The 16,626-nt window shown below is 56.6% G+C and carries 13 protein-coding genes; 7 read left to right on the plus strand and 6 right to left on the minus strand.

Annotated elements, in window-relative coordinates:
• Window positions 1–30 precede the first annotated feature (30 nt).
• A complete protein-coding gene (gene rimO, locus OGX81_RS10020; protein ID WP_024130502.1) occupies window positions 31–1,356 on the plus strand; it encodes a 30S ribosomal protein S12 methylthiotransferase RimO in 1,326 nt (441 codons plus the stop codon).
• A gap of 110 nt (window positions 1,357–1,466) precedes the next feature.
• On the opposite strand, the gene gsiD is transcribed toward rimO, so the two are convergent.
• From gsiD to iaaA, 5 genes are all read right to left on the minus strand, one after another.
• Window positions 1,467–2,378 carry a glutathione ABC transporter permease GsiD gene (gene gsiD, locus OGX81_RS10025; RefSeq protein WP_012133126.1) on the minus strand — a complete coding sequence of 304 codons (912 nt, stop codon included), beginning with the start codon at window positions 2,376–2,378 and terminating at the stop codon, window positions 1,467–1,469.
• Between the two features lie 2 nt (window positions 2,379–2,380).
• Complete coding sequence (gene gsiC, locus OGX81_RS10030; protein ID WP_104868871.1) at window positions 2,381–3,301, minus strand: glutathione ABC transporter permease GsiC; 921 nt, start codon at window positions 3,299–3,301, stop codon at window positions 2,381–2,383.
• 105 nt (window positions 3,302–3,406) lie between these two features.
• Window positions 3,407–4,945 carry a glutathione ABC transporter substrate-binding protein GsiB gene (gene gsiB / locus OGX81_RS10035; protein WP_047457921.1) on the minus strand — a complete coding sequence of 513 codons (1,539 nt, stop codon included), beginning with the start codon at window positions 4,943–4,945 and terminating at the stop codon, window positions 3,407–3,409.
• Between the two features lie 35 nt (window positions 4,946–4,980).
• On the minus strand, window positions 4,981–6,852 hold the full coding sequence (gene gsiA / locus OGX81_RS10040; RefSeq protein WP_024130503.1) for a glutathione ABC transporter ATP-binding protein GsiA: 1,872 nt from the start codon (window positions 6,850–6,852) through the stop codon (window positions 4,981–4,983).
• A 10-nt stretch (window positions 6,853–6,862) separates the two neighbouring features.
• On the minus strand, window positions 6,863–7,804 hold the full coding sequence (gene iaaA / locus OGX81_RS10045; protein ID WP_012133130.1) for a beta-aspartyl-peptidase: 942 nt from the start codon (window positions 7,802–7,804) through the stop codon (window positions 6,863–6,865).
• Between the two features lie 205 nt (window positions 7,805–8,009).
• Between iaaA and moeA the strand changes: the two genes are divergently transcribed.
• Together moeA and moeB are read left to right on the plus strand one after the other, a co-directional pair.
• Complete coding sequence (gene moeA / locus OGX81_RS10050; protein ID WP_012133131.1) at window positions 8,010–9,245, plus strand: molybdopterin molybdotransferase MoeA; 1,236 nt, start codon at window positions 8,010–8,012, stop codon at window positions 9,243–9,245.
• Entirely contained in the window at window positions 9,245–10,012 is a 768-nt protein-coding gene (moeB, locus tag OGX81_RS10055; protein ID WP_012133132.1) for a molybdopterin-synthase adenylyltransferase MoeB, read from the plus strand. Before moeA ends, moeB begins: the two co-directional genes overlap by 1 nt.
• A gap of 82 nt (window positions 10,013–10,094) precedes the next feature.
• Here moeB and fsa read toward each other — a convergent pair whose 3' ends face one another.
• The gene (fsa, locus tag OGX81_RS10060) at window positions 10,095–10,757 is read right to left on the minus strand and encodes a fructose-6-phosphate aldolase (RefSeq protein ID WP_104868872.1); all 663 of its coding nucleotides are present in this window, start codon (window positions 10,755–10,757) and stop codon (window positions 10,095–10,097) included.
• Between the two features lie 135 nt (window positions 10,758–10,892).
• Between fsa and OGX81_RS10065 the strand changes: the two genes are divergently transcribed.
• The 4 genes from OGX81_RS10065 to OGX81_RS10080 all read left to right on the plus strand — a co-directional run.
• Window positions 10,893–11,792 (plus strand): glycyl-radical enzyme activating protein, encoded by a 900-nt coding sequence (locus OGX81_RS10065; RefSeq protein WP_012133135.1) that lies wholly within the window; start codon window positions 10,893–10,895, stop codon window positions 11,790–11,792.
• A gap of 4 nt (window positions 11,793–11,796) precedes the next feature.
• Complete coding sequence (locus OGX81_RS10070) at window positions 11,797–14,229, plus strand: glycyl radical protein (RefSeq protein WP_104868873.1); 2,433 nt, start codon at window positions 11,797–11,799, stop codon at window positions 14,227–14,229.
• A 225-nt stretch (window positions 14,230–14,454) separates the two neighbouring features.
• Window positions 14,455–16,440: a type VI secretion system tube protein TssD gene (gene tssD, locus OGX81_RS10075; RefSeq protein WP_104868874.1), complete on the plus strand. Its 1,986-nt coding sequence runs from the start codon at window positions 14,455–14,457 to the stop codon at window positions 16,438–16,440.
• On the plus strand, window positions 16,437–16,626 hold a 190-nt coding region (locus OGX81_RS10080; RefSeq protein ID WP_286450049.1), incomplete at its 3' end, for a DUF2931 family protein. The genes tssD and OGX81_RS10080, both read left to right, overlap by 4 nt.

Here is a 16,626-nt window from a genome sequence, read left to right on the forward strand (position 1 = left end):
CCATTCCAATAACTGAACAATTTTTAAGCTATGAGCAATGTAACCCGCCAGCCGAAAATCGGCTTCGTTTCCCTGGGCTGCCCGAAAAACCTGGTTGATTCGGAGCGAATCCTGACTGAACTGCGTACCGAAGGCTATGACGTCGTACCGAGCTACGACGACGCCGACATGGTGATCGTCAATACCTGTGGCTTTATCGACAGCGCCGTACAGGAGTCTCTGGAAGCGATTGGTGAAGCGCTGACTGAAAATGGCAAGGTGATCGTCACCGGCTGCCTGGGCGCGAAAGTCGATCAGATCCGTGAAGTGCACCCTAAAGTGCTGGAAATCACCGGGCCGCATAGCTATGAGCAGGTTCTGGAACACGTTCACCATTACGTACCAAAACCGAAGCACAACCCGTTCCTGAGCCTGGTGCCGGAACAGGGCGTTAAGCTGACCCCGCGTCACTACGCCTACCTGAAGATTTCTGAAGGCTGCAACCATCGCTGCACCTTCTGCATTATTCCGTCCATGCGCGGCGATCTGGTCAGCCGTCCGATTGGCGAAGTGTTAAGCGAGGCCAAACGTCTGGTCGATGCGGGCGTGAAAGAGATCCTCGTCATTTCCCAGGATACCTCCGCTTACGGCGTGGATGTGAAGCACCGCACCGGTTTCCACAACGGCGAGCCGGTAAAAACGAGCATGGTCGACCTTTGCGAGCAGTTGTCAAAACTGGGCATCTGGACGCGCCTGCACTACGTCTACCCTTATCCGCACGTTGATGACGTGATCCCGCTGATGGCGGAAGGCAAAATCCTGCCGTATCTGGATATCCCCCTGCAACATGCCAGCCCGCGCATTCTCAAACTGATGAAGCGTCCGGGCGCTGTCGATCGCCAACTGGCGCGCATCAAACAGTGGCGTGAGATTTGCCCGGAACTGACCCTGCGTTCGACCTTTATCGTCGGTTTCCCTGGCGAGACGGAAGACGATTTCCAGATGCTGCTCGACTTCCTCAAAGAGGCGCGCCTGGATCGCGTCGGCTGCTTCAAGTACAGCCCGGTCGAAGGCGCTGGCGCGAACGCGCTGCCGGATCAGGTGCCGGAAGAGGTGAAAGAAGAGCGCTGGAACCGCTTTATGCAGCTGCAACAGCAGATCTCCGCAGAACGTCTGCAAGAGAAAGTGGGGCGCGAAATCCTGGTCATTATCGACGAGGTTGACAAAGAAGGCGCGATTGGCCGCAGCATGGCTGACGCACCGGAAATCGACGGCGCGGTCTACCTCAACGGTGAAACCAACGTTAAACCCGGCGACGTTATCCGCGTGAAAGTTGATAACGCCGACGAATATGACCTGTGGGGCAGCCGCGTTTAATTCGCCCAAATTATCGTAAAACCCGTAGGCGGATAAGGCATTTATGCCGCCATCCGGCGCAATGCCTGATGGCGACGCTGAAGCGTCTTATCCGGCCTACGGTTCGACATTCACCCCTTAATCTTCGGGTCCAGCGCGTCGCGCAGCCCGTCGCCCAGCAGGTTAAACGCCAGCACCGTCAGGAAAATCGCCACCGCCGGAAAAATCGCCACATGCGGCGCGATGACCATATCCGCCCGCGCTTCATTGAGCATCGCCCCCCACTCCGGCGTTGGCGGCTGCGCGCCTAACCCCAGAAACGACAGGCTTGCCGCAGAAATAATCGACGTCCCGATGCGCATAGTGAAAAAGACCACGATCGACGAGACCGTGCCGGGCAAAATATGGTTGAACAAAATCGTCGCGTCGCTGGCGCCAATACTGCGCGCCGACTCAATAAACGTCTGCTGTTTCAGCACTAATGTGTTTCCGCGCACCAGACGGGCAAACGCGGGGATAGAAAAAATGGCAACGGCGATAATCACATTCGCAATACCGCTACCGAGCACCGCCACGACCGCAATCGCTAACAGAATGCCCGGAAACGCGAACAGCACATCGCAAATACGCATAATCAGCCGGTCCCACCAGCCTTCGTAATAGCCCGCGACCAGCCCAAGCACCGTGCCAAGCGCCGCGCCGATAAAGACGGCGAAAACACCTGCCGCCAGCGAAATTTGCGCCCCGACCAGGACGCGGCTGAAAATATCCCGCCCCAGCGAGTCCACGCCAAACCAGTGAGCCGCCGAAGGACCGTCATTCAGGCGATCGTAATCAAAGTAATTTTCCGCATCGAAAGGCGTTAGCCAGCGGGCGAATATCGCCACCAGGATCAGCAACAGCACAAATATCCCTGCGATCATCGCCACATGCTGACGGCGAAAACGCCGCCAGAATTCATGCCACGGCGTACGCACCCGGTCGGGTTTGACCAGCGGCATGGCATCTAAAACCGCCTGACGGCGCCAGTTAAATAATCGCATCCTTACTTGTACCTGATAGCCGGGTTAATGGCGGCATAAAGCACATCCACCACTAAATTGATAAGAATAAACTCCAGAGAAAACAGCAGCACTTCAGCCTGAATCACCGGGTAGTCGCGCATTTCCACTGAATCAACCAGCAACCGCCCCAGTCCGGGCCAGTTGAAGACCTTCTCGACGACAATCGAACCGCCGAGCAGAAAGCCAAACTGCAACCCCATCATGGTCACAACCGGGATCATGGCGTTACGCAGACCGTGTTTCAGCACCACCCAGGTTTCGCTGACCCCTTTCGCGCGCGCGGTGCGCATATAGTCTTCACTGAGGACATCCACAAACGACGCTCGGGTAAAGCGCGCCATCACGGCCGCAACGGCGGCGCCAAGCGTGATGGAGGGAAGAATATAGTGCTGCCAGCTATCTGCGCCCACGGTCGGCAACCACCCCAGCTCAACGGAGAATATCTGCATCAGCAGCATCCCCAGTGCGAACGCCGGGAACGAAATCCCGGTTACCGCCAGCGTCATGCTGAGTCTGTCCGGCCAGCGATTACGCCAGACGGCGGCGATAATTCCGGCGGTCATCCCGAACAGTACCGCCCATACCATACTGGTGATGGTCAACCGCAGCGTCGGCATAAAGCGGCTGGCAATCTCTGCCGATACCGGACGCCGAGACACCATCGACGTGCCGAAATCACCCTGCAACACGTTAGTCATGTAATGCCAGAACTGGACATGCAACGGCCGATCGAGACCAAGCTGCTGTCGCACCAGTTCAATCACCTGCGCGTCAGCCTCCGGCCCGGCAATCAGCCGCGCCGGATCGCCAGGCAACAGATGAACAAATAAAAACACCAGCACCGCCACAATAAACAGAGTCGGAATCAACCCCAGCAGGCGCTTAAGCACATAATTAAGCATCAGGCTCCCTTTACAAACCTTTTGCCGGATGGCGATGTAAATCCCTTATCCGACCTGCAACGAACTGCGTCGGCAAGCCGGATAAAACCATCGGGCGCGCGTTGCTTACTGCAAATCCGCGTCATCAAAACTGAAGCCAGTGTCCGGCATGATCCAGAAACCCGTCAAATTTTTACTGTGGGCTGAGACCAGTTTTTCCACCACCAGCGGAATCCAGGGGGACTCTTTCCAGAGGGTGTCCTGCGCCTCTTTATACAGGCGCGCTTTCTCCTGCGGATCGTTGGTTTTCAGCGCTGCCGCTAAGTCGTCATCAACCTGCTTGTTGCTGTAGAACGCAGTATTGAACAGCGTTGGCGGCCAGTTTTGCGAGGCAAACAGCGGTGACAACGCCCAGTCCGCCTCCCCCGTGGAAGCCGACCAGCCGGTGTAGAACATCCTCACACCGCTCTCTTTCTGCCCCTTGCCTTCCACTTCTGCCGCACGCTGCCCGGCGTCCATCGCCGTTACCTGCGCCTTAATACCGACCTGCGCCAGCTGCTGTTGCGTAAATTGCAGCACTTTCTGCGCGGTGCTGTGGTTATGAGACGACCACAGCGTGGTGCTAAACCCATTCGGATAGCCCGCCTCTTTCAGCAGTTCGCGCGCTTTCGCCGGATCGTAAGGCCACGGCGCGTAGCTCTGCGCATATGCAATGGCTGGCGGCACCACGCCCGTGGCAGGCGTCGCGTAACCGGCAAAGGCCACTTTGACCAGCGCCTGACGGTTGATGGCGTAGTTCAGCGCTTCCCGCACCTTCGGATTATCGAACGGTTTTTGCGTCACGTTCATGCTGATGTAACGCTGCATGATCGACGGGCTGGCAACCAACTGTAGATTTTTGTTTTTCTCCAGAATTGTCGCCTGCTCGTAAGGGATCGGGAACGCAAATTGCGCTTCCCCGGTTTGCAGCATTGCCGCGCGGGTGTTGTTGTCCGTTACCGGACGCCAGGTGATCGTATCCAGTTTAGGTAAACCTTTCTGCCAGTAATCGGCAAATTTCTTCACTTTCACGAAATCAGTCTGGTTCCAGGTATCCAGCTGATACGGCCCGGTGCCGACCGGATGGAAGCCAATGTCCTTACCGTATTTTTCCAGCGCGGCCGGAGAGATCATCGCCGTCGCCGGGTGCGCCAGAATATTGATAAACGCCGAGAACGGTTGTTTCAGCGTAATTTTTACCGTCGTCGGATCGACCGCTTCGGTTTTATCGATGTTTTTATACAGGTTGTAGCGTTTGAGATGGTTTTCTGGATCGCTCGCGCGATCGAGGTTGGCCTTCACCGCCGCTGCATTAAAGTCGGTGCCGTCCTGGAATTTTACCCCCTGGCGCAGCTTCAGGGTGTAGATCAGGCCATCGTCGGAAACGGTGTAGCTTTCAGCCAGCACATTTTTTAGCTTCATGTCTTTATCAAGACCAAACAGCCCCTGATAAAACGACTTCGCCACCGCCTGCGATAAAGTGTCGTTCGCATCGTACGGATCGAGCGTGGTGAAATTAGAGCCTACCGCTACCACCACATCTTTAGCAGCAAACGCCGGAGATGCCGCCAGTGCAGAAGCGACGCCCAGCGCAACCAGCCAATTACGGGTTACAAATGTTGTCATATTATTCTCCTGAACCCTGCCTGTTTTATGAGATGTTATAAACGCGATAACGCATTTTCTGCCTGCGGGCGCGCGACATAATGCCCCGGCCCGACTAACTGCAATGGAGCGGGCGCGATCTCCTCCCCACGTTTACGAATGTTGCTGGGGATATCGTCCGACAGCAGCACGCGCTGCGGCCTGTGCCGGGAAGGATCGGCCACCGGTACTGCCGCCATTAATTTACGGGTATAGGGATGCTGCGGATTTTCAAACACCGCCCGGCGGGGGCCGATTTCCACAATCTGCCCCAGATACATCACCGCCACGCGATGGCTGATGCGCTCCACCACCGCCATATCGTGTGAAATAAACAGATACGCGATGCCCATTTCCCGCTGCAAATCGAGCAACAGATTAATGATCTGCCCGCGAATCGAGACATCCAGCGCGGAGACTGACTCATCGGCGATAATCACTTTTGGATTCAGCGCCAGCGCGCGGGCGATGCATATACGCTGACGCTGGCCGCCAGAAAACTCATGCGGATAACGCCACGCATGTTCCGGGCGCAATCCTACGCGCTCAAGCAACCACGCCACCCGCGACGCGGCCGCCTCGCCTTCCAGCAAACCATGCACCCGCAATGGTTCCATTATGGAGTAACCCACCGTCTGGCGCGGGTCGAGCGAAGCATAAGGGTCCTGAAAAATAAACTGAATATCTCGCCGTAGCGGCTGTAACTTACCGGCAGGAAGCGTGTCGATCCGCCGCCCGTTGAAGGTAATTTCGCCAGCCTGCGACTCCACCAGCCGCAGCAGCGCCCGCCCGGTGGTCGATTTACCGCAGCCGGATTCCCCCACCAGCGAGAGCGTTTCGCCAGGCCAGAGATCAAAGCTGACGTTTTCCACCGCATGCACTTCACGGGTCACGCGGTTAAGAATGCCGCTGCGCAGCGGGAAACGCGTCACCAGGTTGCGCACTTGCAGGATCGGATCGCCTGCCACCACCGTGTCCTGCTCGGTTTGCGGTTCCACACGATCGGGATCGTTCAGTGAAATCAGCGGAAAGCGGCGCGGCAGATCGTGTCCGCTCATCTCGCCTAACTGCGGCACGGCGGCCAGCAGCGCTTTGGTATAAGGGTGCTGCGGCGCGTGGAAAATTTGCTCAACGCTGCCGGTTTCCACCGCTTCGCCCTGATACATCACCAGGACGCGATCGGCAATATCGGCCACCACGCCCATGTCATGGGTGATAAAAATCACCCCCATCGACATATCCTGTTGCAGCACTTTGATCAGTTGCAGGATCTGCGCCTGAATCGTGACGTCCAGCGCGGTGGTCGGTTCATCGGCAATCAGCACCGCCGGGCGGCACGACAGCGCCATCGCGATCATCACCCGCTGGCGCATCCCGCCGGAAAGCTGATGCGGGTAACGCGATAAGATGGCCTGCGACTCAGGAATACGCACCTGGTCAAGCATCCGTTTAGCTTCCGCCATTGCCTCTTCGCGGCTCGCCCCCTGATGCAGGCGAATGGACTCGGCAATCTGCTCGCCCACGGTAAATACCGGGTTAAGCGAGGTCATCGGCTCCTGAAAGATCATGGCGATATCCGCGCCGCGCACGCGCTGCATCTGCGCATCGCTTTGTTCTCCCAGTTCAATGACCTGGCGATTACGCCGCCGAAGCAGCATCTGATCGCAGTGAACGTCGCCGCCCGCCTGCTCGATCAGGCGCATCAACGATAACGCCGTAACGGATTTCCCCGATCCCGATTCGCCGACAATCGCCAGCGTTTCGCCTCGCTGAAGCCGAAACGACACATTGCGCACCGCGCTGACGCGTTGCTGCTCCTGCTCGAACGCAATGTTCAAATTTTTGACCGCCAGTACGTCGCTGGCGTCTAATTCGTGACTGTGTGGCACCTGTTGCTCCTCACTCCCGGTAGATCCCCGTCGTTGGCGTATCTCCGGCATATCCCCAGGCGCGATACATGCCTTCGCTGTTAAAAGGTAGGGCGACGTTGCCTTCGTGATCGACGGCAATCAGCCCACCGCTGCCGCCCAGCGCAGGCAATTTCTCCATGACCACACGCTCGCAGGCTTCCGCCAGGCTGAGTCCGCCGTAGTCCATCAGCGCGGCAATATCGTAGGCCGCCAATGCGCGGATAAACACCTCGCCCGTTCCGGTACAGGAAACCGCCGCGCTGGCGTTGTTGGCGTAACACCCAGCCCCGACCAGCGGGCTGTCGCCTACGCGACCAGGCAGTTTATTCGTCATGCCGCCCGTCGACGTGGCCGCCGCCAGATTACCAAACCGATCCCGCGCCACCGCGCCCACGGTGCCCATTTTGGTGGTTTCATCCAACGGCGCGCCGCTATGGTCGAGCACCGTTTCTCCGGCGTCACGCGCCGCCAGCAGTTGCGCATAGCGCTCAGGCGTGGAGAAAAGATCGGCAGAAACGCGCTCCATCCCCCTGGAAGCCGCAAACGCTTCCGCCCCGTCCCCCACCATCAGCACATGCGGGCTTTGCTCCATCACCAGCCTGGCGGCCAGCACCGGGTTGCGTAAATGGCGAACGCCAGCGACAGCGCCTGCGTTAAGCGTATTGCCGTCCATGACGCAGGCATCCAGTTCGTGGGTGGCGTCGCGCGTGTAAACCGCGCCGATCCCGGCATTAAATAATGGGCACTCTTCCAGCAAACGCACCGCTTCCGTCACCACATCCAGCGCGCTTTCGCCCGCCTCCAGCATTTTCTGTCCTGTTTCGACGATGTCCGACAGCGCCTGAATATAGCGCTGTTCCTGCTCCTGGCTCATCTGTGCGCGCGTAATTGCGCCTGCGCCGCCGTGAATAGCAATGACTGCTTTGCCCATTATTTGTCGTCCGTTAGCGGTGGCACACAACTTTCCCTATAAATATCAGAATTGTTGTGAGTTATTGATTCGATTTTTGAATATAGAAAGATGCAGGCGGCATGTAAAGGTAAAGGGCCAGCCCCTAAGTCTGAGGTGGCATACAGCCTGCCCGCATTTTCTGACATAATAGACGGATTCGATTTTGCCTCGCAGGAGTGTTTTCATGGAATTTACCGCCGGACTGATGCCGCTTGAAACGGCGCTCACCCAGATGTTGTCGCGCATTACGCCACTCACGGCATTCGAAACCCTGCCGCTGGTTCACTGTTTTGGCCGCATCCTGGCAAACGATGTGGTCTCCCCGCTGGACGTTCCGGGATTCGATAACGCTGCAATGGACGGTTACGCGGTGCGTTTGGCGGATCTGACCGCTGGTCAACCGCTGCCGGTGGCGGGGAAAGCCTTTGCCGGGCAACCGTTCCAGGGGGAATGGCCTGCTGGCGCCTGTATCCGCATTATGACCGGCGCGCCGGTGCCTGCGGGGTGTGAGGCGGTGGTCATGCAGGAACAGACGGAGCAAACCGACGAAGGCATCCGCTTTACCGCTGACGTTCGTAACGGACAAAACATCCGCCGCCGTGGGGAAGACATCACCCATGACGCCGTGGTTTTCCCGGCGGGGACTCGCCTGACCACCGCAGAACTGCCGGTACTGGCTTCGCTGGGCATCGCCGAAGCGCAGGTCGTGCGCAAAGTGCGCGTGGCGCTGTTCTCCACCGGCGATGAGCTGCAATTGCCGGGTCAGCCGCTGGGCGACGGGCAAATTTATGACACCAACCGCTTAACCGTACACTTGATGCTTGAACAGTTAGGCTGCGAGGTGATCAATCTCGGGATCATTCGCGATAACCCGCAGCAGCTACGCGCCGCCTTTATCGAAGCCGACAGCCAGGCCGATGTGGTCATCAGCTCTGGCGGCGTTTCAGTGGGCGAGGCGGATTACACCAAAACGATCCTTGAAGAGCTGGGGGAAATCGCGTTCTGGAAACTGGCGATTAAACCTGGCAAACCGTTCGCCTTCGGTAAACTGAGCAACAGCTGGTTCTGCGGTCTGCCGGGCAACCCGGTCTCTGCGGCGCTGACGTTCTATCAGCTCGTGCAGCCGTTGCTGGCGAAACTTAGCGGCAATATCGCCAGCGGTCTGCCAGCGCGTCAGCGCGTGCGTACCGCTTCACGGCTGAAGAAAACGCCGGGCCGTCTTGATTTTCAGCGCGGCATTCTGCAACGCACGGCTGACGGCGAACTGGAAGTCACCACCACGGGACACCAGGGTTCGCATATTTTCAGCTCCTTTAGCATGGGTAACTGTTTTATTGTGCTGGAACGCGATCGCGGCAACGTTGACGCGGGCGAATGGGTGGAAGTCGAGCCGTTTAACGCGCTGTTTGGAGGCCTGTAATGGCGGAACTCAGCGACCAGGAGATGATGCGCTACAACCGGCAAATCATTCTGCGAGGGTTCGATTTTGAAGGACAGGAAGCGCTAAAGGATGCGCGGGTGCTGGTCGTTGGCCTGGGTGGGCTCGGGTGTGCGGCAACGCAGTACCTCGCGGGCGCGGGCGTTGGGCAGCTCACGCTGCTCGATTTTGACACCGTTTCAGTGTCGAACCTGCAACGCCAGACGCTGCACAGCGATGCCACCGTCGGGCAGCCGAAGGTGGATTCGGCGCGCGAGGCGCTGGCGCGCATCAACCCTTATATCACCCTTACACCGATCAACGCCCTGCTGGACGAACCGGCGCTGAATGCGCTTATCGCCGGGCACGATCTGGTGCTGGACTGTACTGACAATGTTGCCATCCGTAATCAGCTTAATGCCGGATGTTTCGCCGCCAAAGTGCCGCTGGTTTCCGGCGCCGCCATCCGTATGGAAGGACAGATCACCGTCTTTACCTGGCAGGAAGGCGAACCCTGCTACCGCTGTCTGAGCCGTCTGTTTGGCGAGAACGCCCTCACCTGCGTGGAAGCGGGCGTTATGGCGCCGCTGATAGGGGTGATCGGTTCATTGCAGGCGATGGAAGCCATCAAATTGCTGGCGCATTACGGTCAACCCGCATCCGGCAAAATTGTGATGTACGACGCGATGACCTGTCAGTTCCGCGAAATGAAATTAATGCGCAATCCGGGTTGCGAAGTGTGCGGAGCACAGGTGCCGGATGGCGGCTGACGCCTTATCCGGCCTACGATGGTTTGTAGGCCCGGCAAGCGCAGCGCCCCGGGCATGTTGCCAGATGGCGCCTACGCGTCGCTCAAAGCGACGTTCGTCCGAACGCGCCCTGCCAGTCGTGCTCAAACTTCGCTACTGCGGCATCAACAGCCGGGTAACTGATAAGCTGCTGCGCGACATCCAGCGGCAGGGTGATGGATTCACACCCGGCCAACAGGCAGTCCAGCGCCTGACGCGGCGTTTTAAAACTGGCCGCCAGCACTTTGGCGTGCGGGGCGTGCATTTTCAGTAGCTGCTGCAAATCATTAACCGTCTGAATACCGTTCCCGCCCTGTGCGTCCACGCGGTTAACGTAAGGCGCAACGTAGTCGGCACCCGCCAGCGCGGATAACAGTCCCTGCGCCGCGCCGTAAACCGCCGTCCCCAGCGTCGGAATACCTTCCGCTTTCAACAATTGAATCGCTGCCAGTCCTTCGGCTGTAACCGGCACTTTTACCACGATATCAGGAATAATCGCCTGCAGCTTACGCGCATCGCTGACCATTCCTTGCGCCGTGCTCGCCATCACCTGAGCGAATAAACGCCCCTGCCCGCCCATCGCGTCGTGCAATTCCGGGAGTAACACCTCCAACGGTTTTTTACCTGCCGCCACGATACTCGGATTCGTCGTCACTCCTGCCAGCGGGAATATACGCGCCAGCGATTTCACGGCCTCAACGTCAGACGTATCCAGATAGAGTTCCATAACCATTCCTCAAACTGTGAGATTTTGCATAGTTTAAGACTATCACGACAAAACCTCTCTGAGAGTTGACCTGCATCAACATAACTTTCATTCGAAAGTTATTTAATCTTTATACGAAAGAAAGAGAGGCCGTTTATGATTTTCAATATTCAGCGCTATTCTACCCATGATGGCCCCGGCATTCGCACCGTTGTCTTCCTGAAAGGCTGCTCGCTGGGCTGCCGCTGGTGCCAGAACCCGGAAAGCCGCGCACGCGCCAGAGATCTCTTATACGATGCGCGCCTGTGCCTTGACGGGTGCACGCTGTGCGCGCAAGCCGCGCCAGAGGTGATCGAACGCGCGCTGAACGGCCTGCTTATTCATCGCGAAAAACTGACCGATGCGCATATGGATGCCCTCACCCACTGCTGCCCTACTCAGGCGTTAACCGTCTGCGGCGAAACAAAGCGCGTGGAAGAGATCATGGACACCGTACTGCGCGACAAGCCGTTTTACGATCGCAGCGGCGGCGGTATAACGCTCTCCGGCGGCGAGCCCTTTATGCAGCCGGAACTGGCCGCCGCGTTGTTCAAAGCCAGCCATGATGCGGGTATCCATACCGCGGTCGAAACCTGTCTGCACGTACCGTGGAAATATATCGAACCGTCCCTGCCGAATGTCGATCTGTTCCTCGCCGATTTAAAACACGTTGCCGAGGCGCCGTTTAAGCAGTGGACCGATGGCAGCGCTTCTCGCGTACTGGAAAACCTGAAAAAGCTCGCTGCCGCCGGTAAAAAAATGATCATCCGCGTGCCGCTCATTCAGGGTTTTAACGCCGATGAAGAGGCGATCAAAGCCATTACCGATTTTGCCGCCGACGAACTGCACGTCGGTGAGATCCATTTTCTGCCCTATCACACGCTGGGCATCAATAAATACCACTTACTCAGTCAGCCCTACTATGCCCCGGACAAACCACTTGATGCGCCCGCGTTGCTTGATTTTGCGCAGCAGTACGCCAGCAGCAAAGGTTTAACCGCGACTTTACGAGGATAATCCCATGACCACACTGAAACTGGATACGCTCAGCGACCGCATCAAAGCGCATAAAACCGCGCTGGTGCACATTGTGAAGCCGCCCGTATGTACGGAGCGCGCGCAGCACTACACCGAGATGTATCAGCAACATCTGGATAAGCCGATTCCGGTTCGTCGCGCACTGGCGCTGGCGCACCATCTGGCGGAACGCACTATCTGGATCAAACATGACGAACTGATTATCGGCAACCAGGCAAGCGAAGTGCGCGCCGCGCCGATCTTCCCGGAATACACCGTCTCGTGGATTGAAAAAGAGATCGACGATCTGGCCGATCGCCCTGGCGCCGGTTTTGCGGTCAGCGAAGAGAACAAACGCGTTTTACACGCCGTGTGCCCGTGGTGGCGTGGTCAGACGGTACAGGACCGCTGCTACGGCATGTTTACCGATGAGCAAAAAGGTCTGCTGGAAACCGGCATCATTAAAGCCGAGGGCAACATGACCTCCGGCGACGCGCATCTGGCGGTAAACTTCCCGCTGCTGCTGGAAAAAGGTCTTGATGGTCTGCGTGACAAGGTGGCGGAACGCCGTTCGCGCATTAACCTGACCGTACTGGAAGACCTGCACGGCGAGCAGTTCCTGAAAGCGATTGATATCGTACTGGAGGCGGTCAGCCTGCACATCAAACGTTTTGCCGACCTGGCGCGTCAGATGGCGGCGACAGAAAGCCGTGAAAGCCGCCGTGACGAACTGCTGGCGATGGCGGAGAACTGCGATCTCATCGCCCATCAGCCGCCGCAGACGTTCTGGCAGGCGCTGCAACTGTGCTATTTCATCCAGCTGATTTTGCAAATCGAGTCTAACGGCCACTCCGTCTCGTTTGGACGTATGGACCAGTATCTCTGGCCGTATTACCGTCGTGATGTAGAGCAAAACCAGACGCTGGATCGCGAACACGCGATTGAACTGCTGCACAGCTGCTGGCTGAAGCTGCTGGAAGTGAACAAGATCCGCTCCGGCTCTCACTCCAAAGCCTCTGCGGGCAGCCCGCTGTATCAGAACGTCACCATTGGCGGTCAGAGTCTGGTCAACGGTCAGCCGGTGGATGCGGTCAATCCGCTCTCTTACGCTATTCTGGAGTCCTGCGGCCGCCTGCGTTCCACCCAGCCGAACCTCAGCGTGCGCTATCACGCCGGAATGAGCAACGACTTCCTCGATGCCTGCGTGCAGGTTATTCGCTGCGGCTTTGGGATGCCCGCGTTCAATAACGACGAAATCGTTATCCCGGAATTTATTAAACTCGGTATCGACCCACAAGACGCTTACGACTACGCGGCCATCGGCTGTATCGAAACCGCCGTGGGTGGCAAATGGGGCTACCGCTGCACCGGCATGAGCTTCATTAACTTTGCCCGCGTGATGCTGGCAGCGCTGGAAGGCGGTCGCGACGCCACCAGCGGTAAGGTCTTCCTGCCGCAGGAAAAGGCGCTCTCCGCCGGTAACTTCACCAGCTTCGATGAAGTGATGGACGCCTGGGATACGCAGATTCGCTACTACACGCGCAAATCGATCGAAATCGAGTACGTTGTTGACACCATGCTGGAAGAGAACGTCCATGACATTCTCTGCTCGGCGCTGGTGGATGATTGCATCGAACGCGCGAAGAGCATCAAGCAAGGCGGCGCGAAATATGACTGGGTTTCCGGTTTGCAGGTCGGTATCGCTAACCTCGGCAACAGCCTGGCGGCGGTGAAAAAGCTGGTCTTTGAACAGGGGGCTATCGGCCAACAGCAGCTTGCCGCCGCACTGGCCGATGACTTTGAAGACCTCACTCATGAACAGTTACGCCAGCGACTGATCAACGGCGCGCCAAAATACGGTAACGACGATGACACCGTCGATACCCTGCTGGCCCGCGCTTATCAGACCTATATCGACGAGCTGAAGCAGTATCACAACCCGCGTTACGGTCGCGGCCCGACCGGCGGCAACTATTACGCCGGAACCTCGTCCATCTCTGCAAACGTACCGTTTGGCGCGGCAACGATGGCGACGCCGGATGGCCGTAAAGCGCATACCACGCTGGCGGAAGGGGCAAGCCCGGCTTCCGGTACTGACCATCTCGGTCCAACGGCGGTTATTGGCTCCGTCGGCAAACTGCCTACCGGCTCAATTCTCGGCGGCGTGTTGCTCAACCAGAAGCTGAACCCGGCGACGCTGGAGAACGAATCCGACAAGCAGAAGCTGATGATACTGCTGCGCACTTTCTTCGAAGTGCATAAAGGCTGGCATATTCAGTACAACATCGTGTCGCGCGAAACGCTGCTGGACGCGAAGAAGCACCCGGATCAGTATCGCGATCTGGTGGTCAGGGTGGCCGGTTATTCCGCCTTCTTTACCGCGCTATCGCCGGATGCGCAGGACGATATCATCGCCCGTACTGAGCATACACTTTAATTTGTAGACACAAATCCCCGGCATACATTGCTGGGGATTTTTTGCATATGACTACGCTGATAATAAGATACTTCTTTCCGTACTCACTATAATTTAACATGTTAGTTATTCCTTTTACGTTTAAATAATGGCCACTTTTTCCGTTTAATTTGATTAATAACAGGTTAACACCTCAGTTTTATCATTAGGCTTATTCCTGATTAAACACCCCACTCAGGAAAGCAAATGAGTAACATTATTTATTTAACGCTGGAGGGTGATATTCAGGGAAAGATTTCTGCAGGTTGTGGTTCACAGGACTCTGTTGGTAACCGCTATCAGCTGGGACACGAAAATGAAATCTTTGTCTTCAGCCTGACGCAGGCAGTGGACGGCGTTAACGGACGTATCCATCACCACGTTCTGCAATTTTGCAAACTCCTGGATAAAAGCTCTCCATTACTCAATAACGCCATTAATAATAATGAACGTCTAAAACTGACGTTTGATATTTACCGTACTAATAAACACGGACACATGGAAAAGTTTTATCTTATCGAACTTCGCGGTGCAACAATACGATCTGTTAATCAGTTAGCTAAAATGAACGATATGCACTATGAATATATATCGGTGGATTACGATTATATTCTGAGTCGTCATCTCATCGCCGGTACCGAATTCGATTACCTGCTGACGCCGGAGAATTATGGTCGTCTTTTCCCGGTGATGCAGAAGGTCACGCTTCTCAAAGAGCCGCCGGAGCGTAAGGTAACGCTGGTGCTGGGGGTATTCTTTGATGGCACGGGTAATAACGCGGTGAATACCCGGAACATGCTTGAGGCGCTAACGGCGCAGCACTTTGATATCAACAGCCCGGATGCGGCAACCATTCTCTCCAAGAATGCATCGGAGAAGATGGGGATTAGCGGGATTGGGGCGGGTAGTTATCTGGGGTATTACACGAACATTCACTGGTTGAATGAGTTATATGAGCAAAACTTTCAAACTGATGGTAACTATATTCAAGGTGCTGTCTATGTTGAGGGCATTGGCACCCGCGCTGGCGAGCCTGATAACCCGATAGGCCTGGGGCTGGGCACCGCAGAAACCGGGATAATCGCCAAAACTGACGATGCGGTGGCGCAACTTGAAGCCGGGATAAAGAAAACACGATCTCGTTTAAACGGTAAGTATGTTGTCGATACCCTGCTGTTTGATATCTTCGGTTTCAGTCGCGGTGCAGCCGCTGCCCGCCACTTTGCCAACCGCGTCCAGTCAGCAGATCCCGCTATTGCCAATGCAATTTCGGCAGGCATGGGCAAAGTGAGCTATAGCGGTGCATCATCGGGCAAAACCCGCTTTCTCGGCATTATGGACACCGTGGCGGCAGTGGGTACGGTGGCAAACGGCCTTAATCCTCACAGCGCAAATACCGGTAACGTCAACATCCGCCTGCGCCCCGGCGTGGCGCAAAAGGTGTTTCACATTATCGCCCAACACGAGTGCCGCTATAACTTCGCTCTTAACAGCGTTGCCCCAGCCTGGCCGGAGCTGTCGCTTCCCGGCGCCCATTCCGATATCGGCGGCGGATATCTGCCGCAGCTGCGGGAAGACCTCTTTCTCACCCGTCCGCTGGTGGAAACCCTGCCTCATAATCAACCAAGCGCGCAATCTCACGTTTACCGGCAGACAATGGCGCAGCTGCGTATGCTGGAGCATTCGCCGGCCATCATGCCCGTCATTCGTACCAATGCGATCACCCCGGAAGCATGGCAGGACGATTTAGCACCAGCGGATCGCTACAGCCAGCAGCAAAAACGCACCTTTGCCGCGCTGACGTTGCGCCATCGCACGGTCAGCTATGACTGGTCGAAGGTTGCACTACGGGTAATGGTCGATGCCGCAGTCGAAGCTGGGGCGTTGTTTGCTGACGTAGACAAAACCAGAGGACACGCGCTGCCTGACGAACTGAAACCGTTCTGCGAACATGCCCGTGAGATGGGAAAAGCAGCTCGCCGGCATGCAGCCGTCAACGGTTTTTCACCAGAAGACATGGATTTGATTGCCCAAAACTATATCCACTGCTCAGCCCACTGGAACGCCGTAGATCTCAGACAGAACGGGGAATTACAGGGTGGCGCTTCAGCCTGCGAAACCATCAGTTTTGTGAACCGGCCGGACGAGAACTGGCTAAGAACGATTTACAACATGGACGGAAAAAAACGATGAAAAGGCATTACGTACTGACACTTACACTATTACTGTCAATCACTGGCTGCAGCCCACAGAAACCTGAACCTTTGCAGTCAAAACAGGCCGCCAGCGGCGACTGGACGCTGCCTTATGGCGAGTGGAGTTTTTCTTTTGTCACCCCTTCTGAACTACCCGCAGAAGTCCTTCATGCCCGGGTTATTG

This window comes from Citrobacter sp. CK206, from assembly GCF_030333125.1.
GTDB classification, from domain to species: Bacteria; Pseudomonadota; Gammaproteobacteria; order Enterobacterales; family Enterobacteriaceae; genus Citrobacter_B; species Citrobacter_B koseri.